Here is a 21,344-nt window from a genome sequence, read left to right as displayed (position 1 = left end):
TCAATAGCCCATGCCGCCGGGCGAAGCAGCGGCTTCCTTCGCCGGAACGTCGGTGATCATGGCTTCCGCCGTGATCAGAAGCGCCGCAATGGAGCCCGCGTCCTGCAGCGCCGTCCGTACCACCTTCGCCGGGTCGACGATGCCGGCCTTGATCATGTCGACATAGACCTCGTTCTGGGCATCGAAGCCCTGATTGTGATCCTTGCCGTCGGCGAGCTTGCCGACGACGATCGAACCTTCGACGCCGGAATTCTCGGCGATCTGCCGGATCGGCGCTTCGAGCGCTCTCGACACGATCGAAATGCCCGCCGTCACATCGGCATTGGCTCCGGTCATCCCGTTCAGCACAGCCTTGGCGCGCAGCAACGCGACACCGCCGCCCGGAACGATGCCTTCTTCAACGGCCGCGCGCGTGGCGTTCAGCGCATCGTCGATGCGGTCCTTCTTTTCCTTGACCTCGGATTCGGTGGCGCCGCCGACGCGGATGACCGCAACGCCGCCCGCCAGCTTGGCGAGACGTTCCTGCAGCTTCTCCTTGTCATAGTCGGACGTGGTTTCCTCGATCTGCCCCTTGATCTGCTGGACGCGCGCCTGGATGGTGGTCTTCTCGCCGGCGCCGTCGATGATCGTGGTCGTGTCCTTGTCGATCAGCACGCGCTTGGCGCGGCCGAGCATCTCTATGGTGATGTTCTCCAGCTTGATGCCGAGATCCTCGGAAATCATCTGTCCGGCGGTGAGCACGGCGATGTCTTCCAGCATCGCCTTGCGGCGGTCACCGAAGCCAGGCGCCTTGACGGCCGCGACCTTGAGGCCGCCGCGCAGCTTGTTGACGACCAGCGTTGCCAGCGCTTCGCCCTCGACGTCCTCGGAGATGATCAACAGCGGCCTGCCGCTTTGCACCACGGCTTCGAGGATGGGCAGCAGGGCCTGCAGATTTCCGAGCTTCTTTTCGTGGATGAGGACGTAAGGGTCTTCCAGCTCGGCGCGCATCTTCTCGGCATTGGTGACGAAATAGGGCGAGAGATAGCCGCGGTCGAACTGCATGCCTTCGACGACGTCTAGCTCGGTTTCGGCGGTCTTGGCCTCCTCGACGGTAATGACGCCGTCATTGCCGACCTTGTCCATCGCCTTGGCGATCATGGCGCCGACACTAGTGTCGCCATTGGCGGCAATGGTGCCGACCTGCGCGATCTCGCCTGAGGACTTGACCTTCTTGGCTCGGGCCTGGATTTCCTTTACGACGGCACTGATGGCAAGGTCGATGCCGCGCTTGAGGTCCATCGGGTTCATGCCGGCGGCAACGAATTTGGCACCCTCGCGCAGGATGGAAGCGGCAAGCACCGTGGCGGTGGTGGTGCCGTCGCCGGCGAGGTCGTTGGTTTTCGAGGCCACTTCGCGCACCATCTGTGCACCCATGTTTTCGAACTTGTCGGAAAGCTCGATTTCCTTTGCCACGGCCACCCCGTCCTTGGTGACGCGCGGCGCGCCGTAGGCCTTATCGATGATGACGTTGCGGCCTTTGGGGCCGAGCGTCACCTTGACGGCGTTGTTGAGGATTTCGACGCCGCGCAGCATGCGGTCACGCGCGTCGGTGGAGAATCTGATTTCCTTGGCAGACATGATCTTTTCCAGTTCGGTTGTCGTGGCAAGGCGCTTGCAGCGCCTGAATCAAAGCTCGGAGCGTCCTTTGCGCGCGCGGGAGGGCGCGCGGCCTTCCAATCAGGCGGCCTTCTTGGCAGCCACGGTCTTGTCGATGATGCCCGTCTCGCTTTTTTCGATGATGCCCATGACGTCGGCCTCCTTCATGATCAGAAGGTCCTCGCCGTCTATCTTGACCTCGGTGCCGGACCATTTGCCGAACAGAATGAGATCGCCGGCCTCGACGTCGAGCGGGATCAGCGCGCCGCTTTCGTCCCGCGCGCCCGGCCCGACAGCGATCACTTCGCCTTCCTGCGGTTTTTCTTTGGCATTGTCGGGGATGATGATGCCGCCCTTGGATTTGGTGTCGCTTTCGGCGCGCCGAATGACGACGCGATCGTGGAGTGGCCGGAATTTCATGGGGACTCTTTCTGGGGCCGGCTTAGGCGGCCGCCCCCTCTCTATAGGCGCCTTGGCACTCGATTGATAGGAGTGCCAAAAAATATTCATAGGGCATATAAAATATTGAACGTATTATCTTGCCTGGTCATCCCTTGGTGTTCGGGTCCTGCCGAATATTAATGAAATTGAATTTCTGTCTTTGAACACCTATTTTACGATGAAGTTCACAGTCATGACTTTCGCTGCAAGGGAGATTTTACCGATGGCCGAAGGCAATCAGAACATCATGGAAAAAGCTCAGGCTCGCTTCATGGAAAACCAGAAGAAGACGGCGGAACGGAACAAAGCAACTGCCGAATATCTCTCGGAGGCCAAGGCCAGGAGCATCAAAACGGCAAGGCTGAGGGAATTGCGACTGGCCAAGGAAGAGGCGGACCGCGCGGCGGAAGCTCTGAATCCGGTCGCCGCAAAGAAGAAGCGGGCGTCACGGGCAGTCAAGAAGGCCGTATCCGCATCGATGGAGGCGAAATCATGAGCCTGACATTTCCCAATCCCAGCCGCAGCTACGACGAGGCAAGCAAACGCATCCGCTTCGTCGGCCATGACGGCATGTTCCAGATTTCCTTCTCTGTCGCTACCGATGCCATCTCCAAGATGCAGCCGGGAACGGCGGCCTCAGAAGCTACCTACCTGGCAGCCTTCGACACGGCTTCCAACTCGATCCACGATGTCGCCAGGAATGCCTATGCCCGCACCCGCAGGAGCATATATGTGCTGACTGCGGCCGATTTTCGCTAGATCCGTCGCAATCCGTCCACAAGACGCTTTCTCAGGGCTTCCGGTCCGCCTTCGCTCGCCGCTTGACATCGCGACCGTTCAGCCGGTCAAGGGGTCCGTGACGCAGAGGGCCGGGGCGTCGCGCATTCCAGGAGCAGGGCTTATTCCCGAGGTCATGAAGGTTCATAATCCGTATGAGACGCGCTGATTCGCGCTTTTGCCGGGATGCCGTCATGCAACGCAGCTACGCAGCCGGGAGGTCGACGCGACGGGCGAGGGCAAAGACAATGACCGCGCCGGCCGTCGAATTGCAGAAGGCCATATTCGAGGCAGTAAACGACGATCCCGATTTATCGGCGGCACTGGGCGACGCACGATTGTTCGACCGTGCGCCGGAGAATGTTGCGTTTCCCCATATGACCGTCGGCCGCACCAGCGTCTACGACTGGGCAACGGGGACGGAGAACAACGCCGAGCAGTTGCTGACGCTGCATGTCTGGTCGAAGTCCGAGGCCAGCAAGGAAACCACCGACATCATGGACCTGGTCAGCGCCCGCCTGCGAGATGCGGCGCTCTCGCTTGGCGAACATCGTCGCGCCCATCTCAAGCTCGAATTCGCCGAAGCCCGCTACGACGAGGACCTTTCGGCCCATCATGGGCTGCTGCGCTTCCGCGCCGTAATCGAGGAAGGCGGCTGACCACCGGGCACTTTTCGCGAATCGGGCAATTTTGTTCTTGCTTTGTGCCGGCAGCTATGCTACTAATTTAGGCATGGTGCTAATTGGCTCCAACGACCCGCAGCTTGGCGGGTTTTTTTTGTTTCAGGTTCGGTTCGCCTGAGCTGCTATCGGTTGCCTTGGGCCGGATGCTTCGTCCTCCCAAATGGTCCTGCCCGCCAGATGATGCCGGTTGTCGGCGAAGGATTGCAGGGCTAGGTTAAACTTTGGCGATTTCGCGAGACGGGCGGCGAAATGGCAATCCGATAATCTCGCGCTTCAGGGGTGTGGCGGGCATGCATTCGAGCGTTCACCGTTCATATCACGTTCAGCACCGGCGCGTTAGAACGCTGGCCATGAAAACCCTTCGCTCCCACTTCCGGACCGCGGCACTGGCGCTCTCAGCCGCCGGCCTGCTTGCGTCGCAAGCGATGGCGATCCCCGCTGTCACCCCCGAGCAGCCCCAGCCGGTCGTCCTCGCCGCGTCCGACTGCTACGCGATCGGCCAGCAGGTGGCCGAGCAGAATGGCGGCACCTTGGCCAAGGCCTCGCAGTCGACACGCGGCGGCCAGCCGGTCTGCGTCATCGTCGTGCTCGTTCCGGGCAAGGACGGGCAGCGTCCCCGCCGCTCGGAGATCGTCGTTCCGCTGAACTGAACCGTGCCGTTTCCCAGTCTGCCGGAATCGGCCTATATCTGAACAGCTTCAACAGGCCTTCCGCATGCGCGTACTCGTCGTCGAAGATGACAAGGATCTCAACCGGCAGATCGGCGACGCGCTGGTCGATGCCGGCTATGTCGTCGACCGCGCTTTCGATGGCGAGGAAGGGCACTTTCTCGGCGACACCGAGCCCTATGATGCCGTGGTGCTCGATATCGGCCTGCCGCAGATGGACGGCATCAGCGTGGTCGAGCGCTGGCGGCGCGGCGGCCGCAAGATGCCGGTGCTGATCCTGACGGCACGCGACCGCTGGAGCGACAAGGTTGCCGGCATCGACGCCGGCGCCGACGACTACGTCACCAAACCTTTTCACATCGAGGAAATCCTGGCCAGGGTGCGCGCATTGATCCGGCGCGCTGCCGGGCATGCCTCGTCCGAGCTGACCTGCGGGCCGCTGCGCCTCGACACCAAGGCCTCCAAGGCCGACGTCGACGGCGTGCCGCTGAAGCTGACCTCGCACGAATTCCGGTTGCTTGCCTACCTCATGCATCATATGGGCGAGGTGGTGTCCCGGACCGAGCTGGTCGAGCATCTCTACGACCAGGATTTCGACCGCGATTCCAACACGATCGAGGTCTTTGTCGGACGGCTTCGCAAGAAGATGGGCATCGACATGATCGAAACCGTTCGCGGCATGGGCTACCGCATGCGTAAGCCGGAGGCGTAACGCGGAACCGCTTCCTACAAGACCCGCCGTCTCGAACACGCCGTCGCTGCGGTCATGGCCGCGTTCGCTGGCGTTTCGCGTCATCGCCTTTTCCACGGTCTGGGCGATCCTCACTCTGGTGGTCATCTTCACCTTGATCACCACGCTCTATCGCCAGGCCAGCGAGCGCGGTTTCGACAGCCTGCTTTCGGCGCATCTGTTCAACCTGATCGGCTCGGTGGGCGTTTCCGAAGGCGGCCAGTTGACGGGCGCCCCCGACCTCGGCGATTTGAGGTTCTCGGAGCCGAATTCCGGCTGGTACTGGTCGGTCGAGCCCGCCTCGGAAGGCGTGCACGGCGATCTCCATTCGTCGTCGATGACCAAGGCGATCCCGTCGCCAAGCGTTGCCGAGGTGCCCTTCAATGCCAGCTTCCAGCGCAGCTATTCAGCGGATGGCATCGAAGGCGAGCAGTTGGAGGTGTTCGAGAGCGAGTTCGTCCTCGATGCGAAAAATCGCGCCGCGCGCTTCCGTGTCATGGGCAACCAGACCGAGCTCGAGCAGGAAATCGCTACGTTCCAGCGGCGCCTGTTGACCTATCTGTCGCTGTTCGGCGTCGGCATGATCGCCATCAACGCAATTGCGATCCTGCTCGGCCTGCAGCCGCTGCGCCGGGTCAGGAATGCGCTTGCGATGGTGCGCGAAGGAACCGCGCAACGCCTCGACGGCCGTTTCCCGGCCGAGATCGAGCCGCTCGCCAACGAGACCAATGCGCTGATCGAGAACAACAGGCGTATCGTCGAGCGGTCGCGCACGCAGGTCGGCAACCTGGCGCACTCGCTGAAGACGCCGCTTGCCGTGCTGCTCAACGAGGCGCGGGCGCTGGGTGGCGCCAAGGGGCAGCTGATCGCTGAGCAGGCTGCTTCCATGCAGAAGCAAGTGGACCATTATCTGCAACGTGCCCGTGTCGCCGCGCAGCGCGACAGCGTCGTCTACCGAACGCCGGTGACACCGCTGGTCCAGCGCATGGTTCGGGTTCTGCAGAAGCTCAACCCGCAGACGGCGCTGTCGCTCTCACTGCCGGCTACCGACATCGTCTTTGCCGGCGAACGCGAGGACCTGGAGGAGTTGCTCGGCAATCTGCTCGACAATGCGATGAAATGGGCAAGGAGCGCGGTCGCCGTTTCGGTCAAGCTCGTCGCTGGCACGGAAGGCTCAGCCAACCTGTTCGAGATAGCCATCGAGGATGACGGCCCCGGCATTCCCGACGACAAGGCGCGCGAGGTATTGCAGCGCGGCCGGCGCCTCGACGAGACGAAACCGGGCAGCGGGCTCGGACTTGCCATTGTCGCCGACCTTGTCAACGAGTATGGAGGCTCTCTGGCGCTGGAACGATCCGTCATGGGTGGATTGAAGGCGATGGTTCGATTGCGGAGCCTTCAGTAATGCTTTTCCAGGTGGCCGGCTGCGGCCAAATTTCCGACAAACATCGACATTATCGCCGCGCCAGCCTGCTGACAGCGCGGCGGTCCAGCTCAAGAAAGCCGGTATTGGCATGAAGATTCGCGTCGCGCTCGTTTCCGCCTTGCTCGCCATCTCCGGCTGCACCACGCTCAGCAAGGGCCCGGCCGTTACGGCAACGCCGGCCGCCACGCCCCCCAGCGGCGCCAAGGTGGCGACGACGATCATCTCCGCCATGGGCGGCGGCCTCGTCGGCGGCTCTATCGGCGCCGGCCTGAGCGAGACCGAGAAACGCAGCGCGCTCGAGGCGGAATACAAGGCGCTTGAATACACGGCGAGCGGCCAGAAAGTGGCTTGGAAGAGCGACAGTTCGGCCCATCGCGGCGAAGTGGTTGCCGCCCAGCCCTATCGCGTCGGATCGCAGGACTGCCGGCAATACACCCATACGGTGTTTACCGGCACCGCCGGCGCCACCGCGCGCGGAACCGCCTGCCGCAATGCCGACGGCAGCTGGACGCCGCTGACGTAGCTGGTCCGGCCGTTGGTGCACCGATCCCGATCGGCACCAAAGCACGTCGCGTTCGGCCCCGCCAAAGCGTCGCAGCACGCTTGTGTTGGCAGGGCAGGGGTCTCATTCTATTGGAAGAGCCATGCTGTTCTGGGTCATAGCCGCAATCCTGACGCTGGGCGCAAGCCTGGCGGTGCTGCTGCCGTTGGCTGGCGGTTCGAAGAACGCGTCCGCTGCCGGCGATCACGACCTCGAAGTCTATCGCGACCAGCTGGCCGAGCTTGACCGCGATATGGCGCGTGGCCTGATCCAGCCGATGGAAGCCGAAGAGGCTCGCGCCGAAATCGCCCGCCGCATCCTTCGCCTGAGCAATGCCGGCCAAGCCGGCGAGACGGCGACGCAGCCGTCGCGGTCGACAAGACTGGTGGCGACGGCTGCCGTGCTGGTGGTTCCACTGGTCAGCTGGGGCCTCTATGGCCAGCTCGGCTCACCCGACCTGCCATCGCAGCCACTCAGCGAACGCCTGGCCAAGAACCCCGCCGACAGCTCGGTCGACGAGCTGATAGCCCGCGCCGAGGCGCACCTGGCGGCCAACCCATCCGATGGCCGTGGCTGGGACGTTCTGGCGCCGGTCTATCTGCGCATGCAGCGATACGCCGATGCGGTGACCGCCTATCGCAACGCCATCCGCCTCGACGGCGACAGCGCCGCCCGTCAGGCGGGTCTTGGCGAGGCGATCGCCAATGCGGCCGGCGGCATTGTCTCGGCCGAAGCGCAGGCTGCGTTCGAGGCGGCGTTGAAGCTCGATCCGGCCAATCCGAAGGCCGCGTTCTATCTCGCCATGGGCATGGCACAGGAGGGCCGCATAGCTGAAGCCACGGCGGCCTGGCAAAAGATGCTGGCCGCCTTGCCGCAGGGCTCGCCGTGGCGCGGCGCCGTCGAGCAGGCGCTGGCCGAATCCGCCGCCCGCAGCGTCGCTTCGGAGGGGCCTGCGAAAGGGCCGAGCGCCGAGGATATCGATGCTGCTTCCTCGATGTCGCCGCAGGACCGGCAAGCCATGATCAGCACTATGGTTGCCGGCCTCGACGAAAAGCTTCGGCAAAATCCGCGCGACGAGGAAGGGTGGATGCAACTCGTTCGTTCTTATGTCGTGCTGGGCAAGACAGATCAGGCACGTGACGCGCTCAATCGCGGTATTGCTGTCTTTGGCGCCGATAGCGACCAGGCCAGGAAATTCACCGCCTTTGCCGCCTCGCTCGGCGTGACGGCGACGGAGTAGACGATGACGCGCAAGCAGAAACGACTGTCGGTGATCGTCGCGGGGCTGGCGTTTCTCGGTGTTGCAACCGGGCTGACCTTCTATGCGCTCGGCCAGAAGGCCTCCTATTTCTACATGCCGGCTGATCTGGCTACCGCCAGCCTTCAGCCGGGCCAGCGCATCAGGCTCGGCGGCCTCGTCGAAAAAGGCACGGTCGAGCGTAGCCAAGGCGCCACCGTCGCCTTTTCGGTGACCGATAACCAGAAGGACGTCAAGGTTACCTATACCGGCATTCTTCCCGACCTTTTCCGGGAAGGGCAGGGCGTAATCACCGAAGGCTCGTTTGGCCCCGATGGGATCTTTGTCGCCGACAGCGTGCTCGCCAAGCATGACGAGACCTATATGCCCAAGGAAGTGGCCGACGGCCTCAAGGCCAAGGGCGTGTGGCAGGAGAGCAAGAGTGACTGAGCAGGTTCCGCAAAAGTGTTCCACGGTTTTGCGGCAAGAACCTGCGGCAAGATCTAGCGGGCGCGGCGACAATGGTTGAAACCGGACATTTCGCCCTGGTCCTGGCGTTTGCGCTGGCCTTGGTGCAGACGGTGGTGCCGGTGTTCGGCGCGCGCACCGGCAACCACAAGATGATGGCCGTCGGCGCACCCGCCGCGCTGACCGGCTTTGCCTTGACGGCGCTGTCCTTCGTAGCGCTGGCGACCGCCTATGCAGGGTCCGATTTTTCGGTTGAGAGCGTCTGGGAGAACTCGCATTCGCTGCAGCCGCTGATCTACAAGATCACCGGAACCTGGGGCAATCACGAAGGTTCGATGCTGCTCTGGGTGCTGATCCTGACCTTCTTCGGCGCGCTTGTCGCCGTCTTCGGCGGCAATCTTCCGGCGACGCTCCGGGCCAATGTGCTTGCCGTGCAGGGAGCGATCGGCGCCACGTTCTTTCTGTTCATCCTGACGACGTCGAACCCGTTCGTCAGGCTCAATCCGGCGCCAATCGAGGGCCGCGATCTCAACCCGATCCTGCAGGACCTCGGCCTCGCCATCCATCCGCCGCTGCTCTATCTTGGCTATGTCGGTTTCTCGATCTGCTTTTCCTTCTCGGTCGCTGCCCTCATCGAGGGCCGCATCGACGCTTCGTGGGCGCGCTGGGTAAGGCCGTGGACATTGGTTGCCTGGATGTTCCTCACCGGCGGCATCGCCATGGGCTCCTATTGGGCCTATTACGAGCTCGGCTGGGGCGGCTTCTGGTTCTGGGATCCGGTCGAGAACGCATCCTTCATGCCGTGGCTGGCGGGCACGGCGCTGCTGCATTCGGCGATCGTCATGGAAAAGCGCTCGGCGCTGAAGATCTGGACGCTGCTTCTGGCGATCCTGACCTTCTCACTGTCGCTGCTCGGCACCTTCCTGGTGCGTTCCGGCGTGCTGACCTCGGTGCACGCATTCGCCACCGATCCGACGCGCGGCGTTTTCATCCTCTGCATCCTGACGCTGTTCATCGGCGGCTCGCTGGCGCTGTTTGCCTTGCGCGCCTCCCGGCTGACGGCCGGCGGCCTGTTTCACCCGATCTCGCGCGAAGGCGCGCTGGTCCTGAACAATCTGTTCCTGACCACCGCCACCGCCACCGTGCTGGTCGGCACGCTCTACCCGCTCGCCGTCGAGGCGCTTTCGGCCGGCAAGATTTCGGTCGGCGCGCCGTTCTTCAACCTGACATTCGGCCCGCTGATGGTGCCGCTCTTGGTCGTCGTGCCGTTCGGGCCGCTGCTCGCCTGGAAGCGCGGCGACATTTTTGCCGTCGCCCAGCGCCTGATGGCGGCTTTCGCCGCGGCGCTGCTCGCCGTGCTGGTGACAGCCCTGTTCATCGATGGCGCTTCGGTGTTGGCGGCACTCGGTGTCGGCCTTGCCTTCTGGCTGATCTGCGGCGCTCTCACCGATCTCGGCGTCAAATCCGGCTTCGGCACCGTCGCGCCAGCCACCATGCTCAGCCGCTTCGCCGGCCTGCCGCGCTCGGTCTTCGGTACAGCGCTTGCGCATCTCGGCCTCGGCCTGACGACGCTCGGCATTGTCGGCACGCTTTGCTTCGGCACCGAAAAAATCCTGTCGATGCATGCCGGCGAGACCGTCGAACTGTCCGGCCACAAGCTGCGCTTCGAGGGGCTCTACCCGGCCCAGGGGCCTAACTACAGTGAGGATCGCGGCCGCTTCGCCCTGCTTGGCGCCGACGGCAGCGTCGCAGGCGAGATCACCTCGGCCAAGCGCTCGTATCCGGTGCGCCAGATGACCACAACCGAATCCGGCATTAGGACGATCGGCTTCAGCCAGCTCTATCTTTCGCTTGGCGACGAGGGCAGCGATGGCTCTGTGGTCGTTCGTCTGTGGTGGAAGCCGCTGGTGACGCTGATCTGGGGCGGCGGACTGGTGATGATGGCGGGCGCGGCGATGTCGCTGCTCGACCGTCGCCTGCGCGTCGGCGCACCGTCGCGCCGCAAGCCTGCGGGCGCCATGCCATCCGCGAGCCCGCAATGAGAAGGGGCACACTGGCCTCGCTGATCCTGCTGCTGGCGCTGTTGTTCGCCGGCGCCGCGCAGGCGGTCAAGCCCGATGAGGTGCTCGCCAACCCGGCACTCGAGGCGAGGGCGCGCGCTTTGTCGGAAGGCCTGCGCTGCATGGTCTGCCAGAACCAGTCGATCGACGAGTCCGATGCCGATCTTGCCCGTGACCTGCGCATCCTTGTGCGCCAGCGCCTGGTCGCCGGCGATACCGATCAGCAGGTGATGGACTATGTCGTTTCGCGCTACGGCGAGTTCGTGCTGCTGAAGCCACGCTTCAATCTGCGCAATGCCTTGCTCTGGGGCACGCCGATCGTTCTGCTGCTCGTTGGCGCGACGTTTATCCTGCTGGCCGCCCGCTCGCGCCGCTCGACGGCGACAAATGCCCTGACCGCGGACGAGCAGGCGGCGTTGGACGCGATACTCCGCCGCGATTGATCGATACATTACGAAAGTTTCATGTACCGGAAATGGCGCCGTAATGTGCGGCTCTCTATTTCCTCTGTCGAGGATGCCAACCAAGGGGCGTCCCTTGAAAAGAGGATACGAGAACCATGAATGTTGCCCCCAATTCATCTCTTCGCACTCGCAAACGCCTGCTGGCCACAGCCGCATCCCTGGCCATTGCCGGCGCGATCGGCTTCGGCGCCGTTGCCACCGGGACAGCCCCGGTGCTGGCCGACGCCGTGCGTGTCGAGGCACCGCAGGTCCCAAGCTTCGCCGATGTGGTCGAGCGCGTTTCGCCGGCGGTTGTCAGCGTGCGCGTCAAGGCCAAGATCCAGCCGACGGCGGATGACGGTTCCGACCAGATGGACGACGAGGACGGCTTAGGCAATCTTCCCGATAACCCGCAGCTGCGGCGTTTCTTCCGCGAATTCCGCGGCTTTGGCGATCAGGGCCCGAACGGAATGCGCCGTTTTGGACATCGTGACCGCAACAACGACCAGCCGCGGCCGGTGGCGCAAGGGTCGGGTTTCTTCATCTCCGATGACGGCTATCTCGTCACCAACAACCATGTCGTCGAGGAGGGGACCGCCTTCACCGTGGTGACCAATGACGGCAAGGAACTCGACGCCAAGCTGATCGGCACCGATCCGCGCACCGATCTTGCCGTGCTCAAGGTCGATGACGGCAACAGGTTCACCTATGTAGACTTCGCCGATGATTCCAAGGTTCGCGTCGGCGACTGGGTGGTGGCTGTCGGCAATCCGTTCGGCCTCGGCGGCACGGTTACCGCAGGCATCGTTTCGGCCCGCGGCCGCGATATCGGCGCCGGTCCCTATGACGACTTCATCCAGATCGACGCCTCGGTGAACCGCGGCAATTCGGGTGGCCCGACCTTCAACCTCAACGGCCAGGTTGTCGGCATCAACACCGCGATCTTCTCGCCGTCGGGCGGCAGCGTCGGCATTGCCTTCGACATTCCCGCTTCGACCGCCAAGCAGGTCGTGCAGGACCTGATGAGGAACGGTACCGTCCAGCGCGGCTGGCTCGGCGTCGAAATCCAGCCGGTCACACCTGAAATCGCCGAGTCGCTTGGCCTTGGGTCCGGCAAGGGCGCGCTCGTTGCCAGCGCGCAGGACAACGGTCCCGGCAAGAAGGCCGGCATCACCGCCGGTGACGTGATCACCCAGGTGGACGGCAAGGACGTTGCTTCGCCGAAGGAACTCGCCCGACTGATTGGCGCTTACCCGCCCGGCAAATCGGTCGACGTCACGGTGTGGCGCAACGGCAAGAGCGAGGCGGTCAAGGTCGACCTTGGCAAGCTGCCGTCGAGCGACAAGCAGGCCTCGGCCGACCAGCAGCCTGCTCCGGCACCGAAGACCGACACGCTCGCCGATCTCGGCCTGACCGTTACCAAGTCCGAAAATGGCAAGGGACTTGTGGTGACCGACGTCGACCCCGACAGCGATGCCGCCGATCGCGGCATCCAGCCCGGCGACGTCATCACCTCCGTCAATTCGACGGAAGTGAGCGGCACCGCCGACGTCGACAAGGCGATGGCCGACGCGGTGAAGTCCGGCCGCAAAGCGGTGTTGATGCAGATCACCCGCGACGACAGTAACCGCTTCGTCGCACTGCCTGTCGCCAAGGGCTGACTTTTCCGGTGCGGCGGTTTTCAACACCCCCGAGCCGCCGCACGGGAAAGCACGGGGCCTGAATACGTTAGTCAGTCATCGTGTTCCGCCCCAGCGGCAGCGGGCTTCCCATCGCCCGCTGCCGCTCGAACATGTCGCTCAAAGCGTGAAGCGGTTTTAGGCTACGACATGCTAAAACAAAGACTTACCGCGTATCCCTGAATCACTTTGTTCGCGATACGCCATGGAGAAGGCCACGATGCGTATGCCGGCCACTCAATCTTCCAGCGAAATCGCGTATAACGGTTCTATGAAGATTCTCGTCATAGAAGACGATCGCGAGGCAGCCGACTACCTGCAGAAGGCGTTCGCCGAGGCCGGCCATACCGCCCATGTCGCCGGCGACGGCGAAACCGGCTTCGCGCTCGCCGATTCCGGCGACTATGACGTCATGGTCGTTGACCGCATGATGCCGCGCCGCGACGGCCTGTCCGTCATTGCCGGGCTCAGGTCCCGAGGCAATACGACGCCCGTGCTCATCCTGTCGGCGCTCGGCGAAGTCGACGACCGGGTCACCGGTCTGCGCGCCGGCGGTGACGACTACCTGACCAAACCCTACGCCTTTTCCGAACTGCTCGCCCGCGTCGAGGTGCTGAACCGCCGCGCCAGCGCCAGGGAAGCCGAAACCGTCTACCGGGTCGGTGATCTCGAACTCGACCGGCTGTCGCATTCGGTGCGCCGCGCCGGGCGCGAGATAACGCTGCAGCCGCGCGAGTTCCGCCTGCTCGAATATCTGATGCGCCATGCCGGCCAGGTGGTGACGCGCACCATGCTGCTCGAGAACGTCTGGGACTACCATTTCGATCCGCAGACCAACGTCATCGACGTTCATATCTCGCGGCTGCGGGGTAAGATCGAGAAGGGCTTCGACAAGCCGATCCTGCACACGGTTCGCGGCGCCGGCTACATGCTGAAAAGCGGCTAGAACCCCATGGCTCTTTCCGTGCCGGCCATCATGAAGACGACGGCAGCGCGGCTTTCGGCGCTTTATCTTCTGCTTTTTGCGCTGTGTGCGGTGTTGCTGGTCTTGTACATGACCTCGCTCTCGGTGCGCATGCTGACCGCCCAGACGCAGGAGACGATCAACGACGAGGTGCTCGGCCTTGCCCGCGCCTATCAGCGCGGCGGCCTCCCGCTGCTGGTCCGCGTCGTCGAGCAGCGCTCCCGCCAGCCCGGCGCCAATCTCTATCTGATCGCCGATGCCAACGGCCAGATCCTGACCGGCAACGTGCAGAGCCTGGAGCCGGGCGTGATCGAGGCCGAGGGCTGGACCACCGAACCGTTCTCCTACCGCCGCTTCGGTGAGGGCGAGCTCGAGCGGCAGCGCAACCCGGTTTCCGACCCGAACGAGCCCGCCCAGAGCGAAGTCCAGACCGAAGGCGAGAAAGGCCACAACGCCGTTGCCCTGGTGCTGCGCCTGCCCAACCAGATGATCATGCTGGTCGGCCGCGACCTCGGCGAGCCGGAGCGCTTCCGCGCCGTCATTCGCCGCGCCTTGATGCTGGCGCTCGGCATGATGGGCGTCGGCGGGCTGCTGATCTGGTTCTTCGTCGGGCGCGCGGCGCTGAAGCGCATCGACAGCGTGTCGGAGGCGAGCCGCCGCATCATGGGCGGCGATCTTTCCGGCCGGCTGCCGGTCACCGGCGCCGGTGACGAGTTCGACCGGCTGTCGGAAAACCTCAATTCCATGCTGGCCCGGATCGCTACGCTGAACGAGGGCCTGAAGCAGGTCTCCGACAACATCGCCCACGACCTGAAGACGCCGCTGACCAGGCTGCGCAATCGCGCCGAGGCGACGCTTTCGGGCAAGCACAACACCAGTGACTACCGGCAGGCGCTGGAAGGAACGATCGCCGAATCCGATCAGCTGATAAAGACCTTCAACGCTATCCTGATGATCTCGCGGCTGGAGGCCGGCTATTCCTCGGAAAGCACCACCAGGGTCGATCTGGCCGCTGCCGTGCACGACGTCGTCGAACTCTACGAGCCGGTAGCGGAGGAGGCGGGCGTGACGCTCGAAACTTCGGTGCAAGGTTCTTTCGTCGTCGACGGCAATCGCGAGCTGATCGGCCAAGCGCTGTCCAACATCGTCGACAACGCGATCAAATATTCGACCGACTCGACCTCCAGGCCTACGGTTCGCGTGACGCTGGAGCGTATCGGTAGCGAGATCAGACTCGCCGTCTCCGACAACGGCCAGGGCATTCCCGACGATGTCGACCGCGCCAGGGTGACCGAGCGTTTCGTGCGGCTGGAAAAGAGCCGCTCGCAGCCGGGTTCCGGCCTTGGCTTGAGTCTCGCCAAGGCGATCATGACATTCCACAATGGACGGCTTGAGCTGCTGCCCGGCAATCCCGGATTGTCGGTCGTCATGAGTTTTCCCGGGCGGGAGGATCGCTGATGGTTGCGAGGATGGCAGTGCGACGCCTGGAAACGGACTGGCTGTTGAAGCCGGCGGTAGAGCTCGTTCCGCTGGATGCAAGCCGCGCCAGGCAGGAATTGTCGGAGATCGCCGACGCCGCGCGGCAAAAGGAACTGCCGCGACTGGCGAAATTTCTCGCCGGTAAGGGGGTCGTCCAGGATTTCCTCGCCGCCGTGTTCGACCTGTCGCCGTTCCTACGCGATACCGCGCGCCGCCGGCCGCGGATACTCGATGCGCTTTTCGACGGGAGGGTCGAGGCGCGGCTGTCATCGATCGGCGCCGCGGTCGACAAGGCAGCACGCGCAGAGGCCGTCTCCGAAAGTAGCCTGATGATGGAGCTGCGCCAATGCAAGGCGGAAGCGCATTTCCTGATCGCCTTGGCCGATCTCGCCGGCGAGGCCGAGACCTCGTTGACAGTGCGGAGACTGAGCGACCTTGCCGATGCCTGCACGCGTGCGGCCGTCGATTTCCTGCTCCGCGACGCGCATGAGCAGGGCAAGCTCCGATTGCCGGATCCCAAAAATCCGGCGCGACGCTCGGGCTGGATTCTGCTCGGCATGGGCAAGCTCGGCGCGCATGAGCTGAACTTCTCCTCCGACATCGACCTCGTCGCCTTCTTCGACCCCGATGCGCCTGCCGTCGTCGATCCGCTCGATGCCACAGAGCTGTTTTCGCGCCTGACCCGTCGGCTGGTCCGTATCCTCCAGGACCGCACCGAGCACGGTTACGTCTTCCGCACCGATCTCAGGCTTCGTCCTGACCCCGGCTCGACGCCGCTGGCGATCCCGGTCGAGGCGGCGCTGCGCTACTATGAGGCGCGCGGCCAGAACTGGGAGCGCGCCGCCATGATCAAGGCTCGCCCGGTGGCCGGCGATGTTGCCGCCGGCGCCGCGTTCCTGAAGGAACTGCAGCCCTATATCTGGCGCAAATACATGGACTATGCGGCGATTGCCGACGTCCATTCGATCAAGCGCCAGATCCACGCCCACAAGGGCCATGGCGAGGTCGCGGTCAAAGGCCACAACGTCAAGCTCGGTCGCGGCGGCATCCGCGAGATCGAGTTCTTCGTCCAGACCCAGCAGCTTATCGCCGGCGGCCGCTTTCCCGAACTGCGCGCCCGCGAGACCGTGCCGATGCTCGGCGAACTCGCCGCGCGCGGCTGGATCACCGCCGACGCGCGCGATGCACTCACCAGGCAATACTGGTTCCTGCGCCGCGTCGAACATGCCATCCAGATGGTTGCCGACCAGCAGACGCATATTCTGCCGGAGGACGAAGAGGGGCTGGAACGCGTCGCCCGCATGCTGGGCTTTGCCGATGCGGCAGGCTTTGCCGAAACGTTCCGCGCGGCGCTGCATCAGGTCGAGCGCCACTATGCAGCGCTGTTCGAGACCGCGCCGGAGCTTTCGGCCGGCATCGGCAATCTGGTCTTTACCGGCGACGTCGACGATCCCGATACCTTGCAGACCCTGCGGCGGCTCGGCTTCCAGCGGCCGAGCGACATCTGCCGGGTTATCCGCGGCTGGCACTTCGGCCGCTACCGCGTCACCCGGTCGGCGGAGGCACGCGAGCGGCTGACCGAACTGACGCCGGCGCTGCTGCAAGCCTTCGGCCAGACGCGGCGGGCGGACGAGGCGGTGATCCGCTTCGACGAATTCCTTGCCGGCCTGCCTGCCGGCATCCAGCTGTTTTCGCTGCTGCAGTCGAATCCGGCGTTGCTGAAGCTGATGGCGACGATCATGGGCGCAGCACCGCGGTTGGCCGCCATCATCACGCGCCGGCCGCATGTCTTCGATGGCCTGCTCGATCCGGCGCTGCTGAGCGAACTGCCCAACCGCGCCTATCTGTCGGCGCGCCTTGCCGCCTTCCTCGAAGGCGACAGGGCTTACGAGGAGGTGCTCGACCGGCTGCGCATCTTTGCTTCGGAGCAAAAGTTCCTGATCGGCGTCAGGCTGCTTGCCGGGTCGATCGATCCGCCGCGCGCCGGCCGCGCCTTTTCCGATCTCGCCGATCTGACCATCGAGGCGGCGTTGCAGGCGGTGACGGCGGAATTCGCGTTGCGTCATGGCTATATTGCCGGCGGCAGGGTCGCACTGCTCGGCATGGGCAAGCTCGGCAGCCGCGAACTGACGGCGGGTTCCGACGTCGACCTTATCCTGCTCTACGATCACGACGCCGATGCCGAGGAGTCCGACGGCGACAAGCCGCTTGCCCCGTCGCATTACTACAGCCGGCTGACGCAGCGGCTGATCGCCGCCGTTTCCGCGCCGACCGCCGAGGGCGTGCTCTACGAGCTCGACCTTCGCCTGCGACCGTCCGGCAACAAGGGGCCGGTGGCCACGCACGTCGATGCCTTCAAGAAGTACCAGCGCCAGGACGCCTGGACGTGGGAGCATATGGCGCTGGCGCGGGCCCGCACGATCGGTGGCGATGCCGAGCTCTGCCGCGAGGTTGAGGAGGAAGTTGCCGCAGTGCTCGCTCTGCCGCGCGATCCAGCCAAGGTGATGGCCGAGGCATCCGAGATGCGCGCCATGGTCGACAAGGAGAAGCCGCCGCGCGATCCCTGGGACATCAAGCTGATCCCGGGCGGCCTCATAGATCTCGAATTCATTGCCCAGGTTGCGCTGATCACGGGAAAGATCGAGGCAGGCCGCAGGGCCACCGGCACGGCCGAGGTCCTATCGCGCCTGGCGCCGGATTTCGCCGGCGCCCAGGTCAGGCAGGAACTGGTGGATGCCTATTCGCTCTATCTGGCGCTGACCCAGATGATACGGCTTTGCCTCACCGGCGCATTCGAACGCGACGACGTTCCGCCAGGGCTTTCGGATCTGCTTCTGGCGGTGACCGACCTGCCGGATTTCGGGGTGCTTGAAGCGCATCTCAAGGAGACGTCGCAGAAGGTCAGAAAGGATTTCGACCTTCTGCTTCGTGCGAAACAACCGTGACGGCAACCAGCCGTACGGGCGAGAGCATCGGACCCGAAATTGCGACCTTTTTTTGGGAGGTTCCGATGTTCAATCAAAGAGATAGAGCGGGGGATGAAGGTCCGCCGCTCTAGCATCGGGGGTGACGATGCAACAGGAGAAGACCATGAGAAAGACAACCAGACTTGCACTCGTTTTCGCAGCCCTGGCCGGCGCCGTCGGCACCGCAGCCTATGCAGACGAGCACTCCGGCGCCGGGCCGCGCGACGGCATGATGATGCGCCTCGGCAAGGTCATGAAGGACAATGACGGCACCATCACCTTCGACCAGTTCTCCGACGCCATGAACGCGCGGCTGAAGAAGATGGTCGCTGACAATGGCGGCAAGCTGACCGTGGCACAGCTCGCCGACGCGCTGGAGAAGGCACGCTTCGAGCAGATGGCCAGGCGCATCATCGCCCGCTACGACACCAAGGGCGACGGGACGCTGACCGCCGACGATATCACCAGCCGCCAGAAGAAGGTGTTCGCCATGCTCGACCGTGACAATGACGGCAAGATCGAGAAGAACGAACTGCCGAAGGGTCTCGGCCGCCACCGCCAATGGGACGGCGAGGGCAATGATGGCGCTGACGGCATGCAGTGAGAATTGACAACCGCTCCGGCGGCGCGAGCCGCCGGAGACTTATCTGGTCATTCAGGCAGCCGCCCTGACCGCCTGCGCGACTTTCCTCATCGGGATGCGTACCGAGACGATCGTGCCGATGCTTTCGGTCGAACGGATCTTCAACGCGCCACCCTGAAGCTCGGCCAGCGAGCGCGAGATGGCGAGGCCGAGGCCGGAGCCGGTATGGCTCTTGGAGAACTGGTTTTGCACCTGTTCGAATGGCCGTCCGAGCTTGCTCAGCGCCGCTTTCGGGATGCCACAGCCATTGTCCTCGATCGTCAGGATCAGCGCGCTGGAAATGCTGCGGGCTCTGACCGAAATGTGGCCGCCTTGCCCGGTGAACTTCACCGCATTGGACAGAAGGTTGATGAGGATCTGCTTGATCGCCCTGCGGTCGGCGAACAGCGTCAGCGAATCGGCGATGCGGGTTTCGACGGTGATCGACTTTTCCGCCGCCTGCAGCGAGACGACGCGAACCGTCTCCCTGATGAGCGGGCAGAGATCGATTTCTTCCTGATCCAGGGCGAACTGGCCGGCCTCGATCTTCGACATGTCGAGGATGTCGTTGATCACGCCGAGAAGATATTTGCCGCTGCCGTTGATGTCGGTGGCATACTCTTCGTAGCGCGGCGACCCCATCGGCCCGAACAGCCGCCGTTCCATCAGTTCCGAGAAGCCGATGATCGCGTTGAGCGGCGTGCGCAACTCGTGCGACATGTTGGCAAGGAATTCGGATTTGGCCCGGTTTGCCGCTTCGGCCCGCTCGGTTTCCTTCATGTATTTGCGATTGAGCTCGACGAGCTCACGAGCCCGTTCTTCTTCCGCGCGGCGGGCAAGGCTGAGGTCGTGGATTGTCGCCATCAGCCGGCGCTCGCTGTCGACCAGCTTCTCCTGGTGCAGCTTGATCTGGGTGATGTCGGAGCCGACCGAGACGGTGCCGCCGTCCCTTGTCTGCAACTCGTTCACTTGCAGCCAGCGGCCGTCGGCAAGCTGGCGCTCGAAGGTTACGCCCCCCTGCGGTCCGTTGGTATTGGCAAGCCGTCGCTCCGAGGCGAAGGCCAGCATGCGTTGTTCCAGCACGGCGCGCGGGGCGCCCGGCATCACGTCGCGATCCGACAGGCCGTTGTCCTGCTGGTATTTGGAATTGCACATGATCAGGCGCTCGGACGAATCCCACAGCACGAAGGATTCGTTGATGTTTTCGATGGCCGTCCTCAGGCGCAGGTCCGCCGCTTCGGAGCGCAGCGCCAAGTGCCGCTGCTCGGTGACGTCGACGGCGATGCCGATCAGCTGGATCTCCGGCGCTTCCGGGTCGATAACCTGTGCTCTTGCGCGCATCCAAACCCATTGCCCGTCGGCATGGCGCATCCGGAACACCTGGTCGATATGGTCGATCTCGCGTGCGACGATCCTGTTGGCGAGTTCGAACAAATCGCCGTCCTCGGGATGAATGATTTCGTCGACTTCGCCGAACGACAGCATCGTGTCGCAAGGCTCGTAGCCCAGCATGTCGTACATCGAGCGCGACCAGTACATCTTGCCGCGCACCATGTCCCAATCCCACAGGCCGCAGCGGCCGCGCACCAACGCCATGTCGATGCGCTGGTGGGCTTCGAGATAGATGCGGTCGGCGGCCTGGGCACGCGCCGCCTGGCCGAAATAGGCATAAAGGATGACGATCAGCACGCCGGCCGTCAGCACGAACAGCGTGACATTGAGTGAGACCGTCTTCCGCCAGGCGTCAAAAACTGCCTCCTGCGGCACGAACGCTGCCGCGGCACCCTTTCGGCCATTTGCCAGGCTCACTGCCGCGTACCAGTCCTGTCCGCCGATGCTGACCTCCATAACTCCGGCGCGGTCGCCGAACATGAACAGCGGCTGCCCGCCCTGCACGACGCCATCGAGCGATCGGCCCTCCCAGTGCATCGACTGCGGCGATACGGCAATGATCTTGAAGGCGCTGTCGGTGATCGCCAGTACGTGGCTTCGGCCCATCGCGCCCTGACGACCGGTGCTCTCCAGCAGGTCCTGGATCGCACCTGGCGCGGAAACCATGGTAGCGTCGGCGATCGAACTGGCCAGTTGGCCGGCGGCCAGGGCAAGGATCGCCTTGGCGTCGCGCTCAATCTCGTCGCGCTCGTTCATCAGTGACAGAAAGCGCAGTACTGCGATGATCAACAGAAACATGATAATGAGGGCCGGTATCGATCGCCGCAACAGCGGCTCGGCTGCCAGCAGCCGTCGGTAGGCAGGTTCGGCGATGAGCCGCGTATTGCCCGCGAGACCGTCGTTTCGCGCCTCGCGACGCTCAAACGCCGTCCCACCGGGCGCGCCCCACGCGTCCGCCTTCGCCATAAATGGCACTCCCCGATTTTCTGTCCGCTTGACGATCCGGCAACGCCGCACTTCCGAATCGTCACTAAAGAATCAAAGGTGATTCGCCTTGTCCAGAGGCGCGGCGAAAAAAGATTAAAAATCGACTAAAATAATGGGTTTTCGGATGGTCTTCCCTTCTCCCA

General features: G+C 63.8%; 19 protein-coding genes. 16 read left to right on the top strand and 3 right to left on the bottom strand.

The genetic code is table 11. The features are described from left to right. Both groL and NKH17_RS19625 read right to left on the bottom strand, forming a co-directional pair. On the bottom strand, nt 1-1,620 hold the full coding sequence (gene groL, locus NKH17_RS19630) for a chaperonin GroEL (RefSeq protein ID WP_352896927.1): 1,620 nt from the start codon (nt 1,618-1,620) through the stop codon (nt 1-3). Between the two features lie 99 nt (nt 1,621-1,719). After that, nucleotides 1,720-2,058 (bottom strand): co-chaperone GroES, encoded by a 339-nt coding sequence (locus tag NKH17_RS19625; protein ID WP_254819949.1) that lies wholly within the window; start codon nt 2,056-2,058, stop codon nt 1,720-1,722. 244 nt (nt 2,059-2,302) lie between these two features. On the opposite strand from NKH17_RS19625, the gene NKH17_RS19620 reads away from it, so the two are divergent. From NKH17_RS19620 to NKH17_RS19545, 16 genes are all read left to right on the top strand, one after another. Beyond that, complete coding sequence (locus NKH17_RS19620) at nt 2,303-2,575, top strand: hypothetical protein (RefSeq protein ID WP_352647226.1); 273 nt, start codon at nt 2,303-2,305, stop codon at nt 2,573-2,575. Beyond that, nucleotides 2,572-2,838: a DUF1488 family protein gene (locus NKH17_RS19615; RefSeq protein ID WP_254819951.1), complete on the top strand. Its 267-nt coding sequence runs from the start codon at nt 2,572-2,574 to the stop codon at nt 2,836-2,838. Before NKH17_RS19620 ends, NKH17_RS19615 begins: the two co-directional genes overlap by 4 nt. Nucleotides 2,839-3,104: 266 nt before the next feature. Continuing rightward, complete coding sequence (locus NKH17_RS19610; protein ID WP_352896925.1) at nt 3,105-3,515, top strand: DUF3168 domain-containing protein; 411 nt, start codon at nt 3,105-3,107, stop codon at nt 3,513-3,515. A 374-nt stretch (nt 3,516-3,889) separates the two neighbouring features. Then, nucleotides 3,890-4,189 (top strand): hypothetical protein, encoded by a 300-nt coding sequence (locus tag NKH17_RS19605; RefSeq protein ID WP_352479531.1) that lies wholly within the window; start codon nt 3,890-3,892, stop codon nt 4,187-4,189. A gap of 64 nt (nt 4,190-4,253) precedes the next feature. Beyond that, complete coding sequence (locus tag NKH17_RS19600) at nt 4,254-4,919, top strand: response regulator transcription factor (RefSeq protein WP_023718390.1); 666 nt, start codon at nt 4,254-4,256, stop codon at nt 4,917-4,919. A gap of 82 nt (nt 4,920-5,001) precedes the next feature. Further along, entirely contained in the window at nt 5,002-6,342 is a 1,341-nt protein-coding gene (locus tag NKH17_RS19595) for an ATP-binding protein (RefSeq protein ID WP_502910613.1), read from the top strand. A gap of 109 nt (nt 6,343-6,451) precedes the next feature. Next, complete coding sequence (locus NKH17_RS19590) at nt 6,452-6,886, top strand: RT0821/Lpp0805 family surface protein (RefSeq protein ID WP_352647234.1); 435 nt, start codon at nt 6,452-6,454, stop codon at nt 6,884-6,886. Nucleotides 6,887-7,007: 121 nt separating this feature from the next. Further along, entirely contained in the window at nt 7,008-8,144 is a 1,137-nt protein-coding gene (gene ccmI / locus NKH17_RS19585; RefSeq protein ID WP_352896922.1) for a c-type cytochrome biogenesis protein CcmI, read from the top strand. A 3-nt stretch (nt 8,145-8,147) separates the two neighbouring features. Beyond that, complete coding sequence (gene ccmE / locus NKH17_RS19580) at nt 8,148-8,591, top strand: cytochrome c maturation protein CcmE (RefSeq protein ID WP_352805662.1); 444 nt, start codon at nt 8,148-8,150, stop codon at nt 8,589-8,591. Between the two features lie 71 nt (nt 8,592-8,662). Beyond that, the gene (locus tag NKH17_RS19575) at nt 8,663-10,651 is read left to right on the top strand and encodes a heme lyase CcmF/NrfE family subunit (protein ID WP_352896920.1); all 1,989 of its coding nucleotides are present in this window, start codon (nt 8,663-8,665) and stop codon (nt 10,649-10,651) included. Beyond that, on the top strand, nt 10,648-11,112 hold the full coding sequence (locus tag NKH17_RS19570) for a cytochrome c-type biogenesis protein (protein ID WP_352805668.1): 465 nt from the start codon (nt 10,648-10,650) through the stop codon (nt 11,110-11,112). The genes NKH17_RS19575 and NKH17_RS19570 overlap by 4 nt, the downstream gene beginning before the upstream one ends. A gap of 116 nt (nt 11,113-11,228) precedes the next feature. Beyond that, a complete protein-coding gene (locus NKH17_RS19565) occupies nt 11,229-12,773 on the top strand; it encodes a Do family serine endopeptidase (RefSeq protein WP_352805670.1) in 1,545 nt (514 codons plus the stop codon). 289 nt (nt 12,774-13,062) lie between these two features. Then, on the top strand, nt 13,063-13,737 hold the full coding sequence (locus NKH17_RS19560; protein WP_254819962.1) for a response regulator transcription factor: 675 nt from the start codon (nt 13,063-13,065) through the stop codon (nt 13,735-13,737). A gap of 6 nt (nt 13,738-13,743) precedes the next feature. Then, on the top strand, nt 13,744-15,213 hold the full coding sequence (locus NKH17_RS19555; RefSeq protein WP_352507493.1) for an ATP-binding protein: 1,470 nt from the start codon (nt 13,744-13,746) through the stop codon (nt 15,211-15,213). Continuing rightward, on the top strand, nt 15,213-18,179 hold the full coding sequence (locus NKH17_RS19550) for a bifunctional [glutamine synthetase] adenylyltransferase/[glutamine synthetase]-adenylyl-L-tyrosine phosphorylase (RefSeq protein WP_352805671.1): 2,967 nt from the start codon (nt 15,213-15,215) through the stop codon (nt 18,177-18,179). The genes NKH17_RS19555 and NKH17_RS19550 overlap by 1 nt, the downstream gene beginning before the upstream one ends. Before the next feature lie 145 nt (nt 18,180-18,324). Then, the gene (locus NKH17_RS19545; protein ID WP_352805674.1) at nt 18,325-18,804 is read left to right on the top strand and encodes an EF-hand domain-containing protein; all 480 of its coding nucleotides are present in this window, start codon (nt 18,325-18,327) and stop codon (nt 18,802-18,804) included. Nucleotides 18,805-18,855: 51 nt separating this feature from the next. On the opposite strand, the gene NKH17_RS19540 is transcribed toward NKH17_RS19545, so the two are convergent. Next, entirely contained in the window at nt 18,856-21,180 is a 2,325-nt protein-coding gene (locus NKH17_RS19540; protein ID WP_352805677.1) for a PAS domain-containing sensor histidine kinase, read from the bottom strand. Between the last annotated feature and the right edge of the window lie 164 nt (nt 21,181-21,344).

The organism is Mesorhizobium sp. M1334, assembly GCF_040317995.1.
Classification (GTDB): Bacteria; Pseudomonadota; Alphaproteobacteria; order Rhizobiales; family Rhizobiaceae; genus Mesorhizobium.
This window is presented reverse-complemented; position numbering and strand designations above follow the sequence as displayed.

Excerpts from the sequence above, each read along its gene's own strand:
- ccmE (WP_352805662.1), top strand. The coding sequence starts at position 8,148 with ATGACGCGCAAGCAGAAACGACTGTCGGTGATCGTCGCGGGGCTGGCG.
- NKH17_RS19575 (WP_352896920.1), top strand. The coding sequence starts at position 8,663 with ATGGTTGAAACCGGACATTTCGCCCTGGTCCTGGCGTTTGCGCTGGCC.
- NKH17_RS19555 (WP_352507493.1), top strand. The coding sequence starts at position 13,744 with ATGGCTCTTTCCGTGCCGGCCATCATGAAGACGACGGCAGCGCGGCTT.
- NKH17_RS19565 (WP_352805670.1), top strand. The coding sequence starts at position 11,229 with ATGAATGTTGCCCCCAATTCATCTCTTCGCACTCGCAAACGCCTGCTG.
- NKH17_RS19620 (WP_352647226.1), top strand. The coding sequence starts at position 2,303 with ATGGCCGAAGGCAATCAGAACATCATGGAAAAAGCTCAGGCTCGCTTC.
- NKH17_RS19600 (WP_023718390.1), top strand. The coding sequence starts at position 4,254 with ATGCGCGTACTCGTCGTCGAAGATGACAAGGATCTCAACCGGCAGATC.
- NKH17_RS19550 (WP_352805671.1), top strand. The coding sequence starts at position 15,213 with ATGGTTGCGAGGATGGCAGTGCGACGCCTGGAAACGGACTGGCTGTTG.
- groL (WP_352896927.1), bottom strand. The coding sequence starts at position 1,620 with ATGTCTGCCAAGGAAATCAGATTCTCCACCGACGCGCGTGACCGCATG.
- NKH17_RS19590 (WP_352647234.1), top strand. The coding sequence starts at position 6,452 with ATGAAGATTCGCGTCGCGCTCGTTTCCGCCTTGCTCGCCATCTCCGGC.
- ccmI (WP_352896922.1), top strand. The coding sequence starts at position 7,008 with ATGCTGTTCTGGGTCATAGCCGCAATCCTGACGCTGGGCGCAAGCCTG.
- NKH17_RS19545 (WP_352805674.1), top strand. The coding sequence starts at position 18,325 with ATGAGAAAGACAACCAGACTTGCACTCGTTTTCGCAGCCCTGGCCGGC.
- NKH17_RS19540 (WP_352805677.1), bottom strand. The coding sequence starts at position 21,180 with ATGGCGAAGGCGGACGCGTGGGGCGCGCCCGGTGGGACGGCGTTTGAG.
- NKH17_RS19610 (WP_352896925.1), top strand. The coding sequence starts at position 3,105 with ATGACCGCGCCGGCCGTCGAATTGCAGAAGGCCATATTCGAGGCAGTA.
- NKH17_RS19615 (WP_254819951.1), top strand. The coding sequence starts at position 2,572 with ATGAGCCTGACATTTCCCAATCCCAGCCGCAGCTACGACGAGGCAAGC.
- NKH17_RS19560 (WP_254819962.1), top strand. The coding sequence starts at position 13,063 with ATGAAGATTCTCGTCATAGAAGACGATCGCGAGGCAGCCGACTACCTG.
- NKH17_RS19570 (WP_352805668.1), top strand. The coding sequence starts at position 10,648 with ATGAGAAGGGGCACACTGGCCTCGCTGATCCTGCTGCTGGCGCTGTTG.
- NKH17_RS19625 (WP_254819949.1), bottom strand. The coding sequence starts at position 2,058 with ATGAAATTCCGGCCACTCCACGATCGCGTCGTCATTCGGCGCGCCGAA.
- NKH17_RS19605 (WP_352479531.1), top strand. The coding sequence starts at position 3,890 with ATGAAAACCCTTCGCTCCCACTTCCGGACCGCGGCACTGGCGCTCTCA.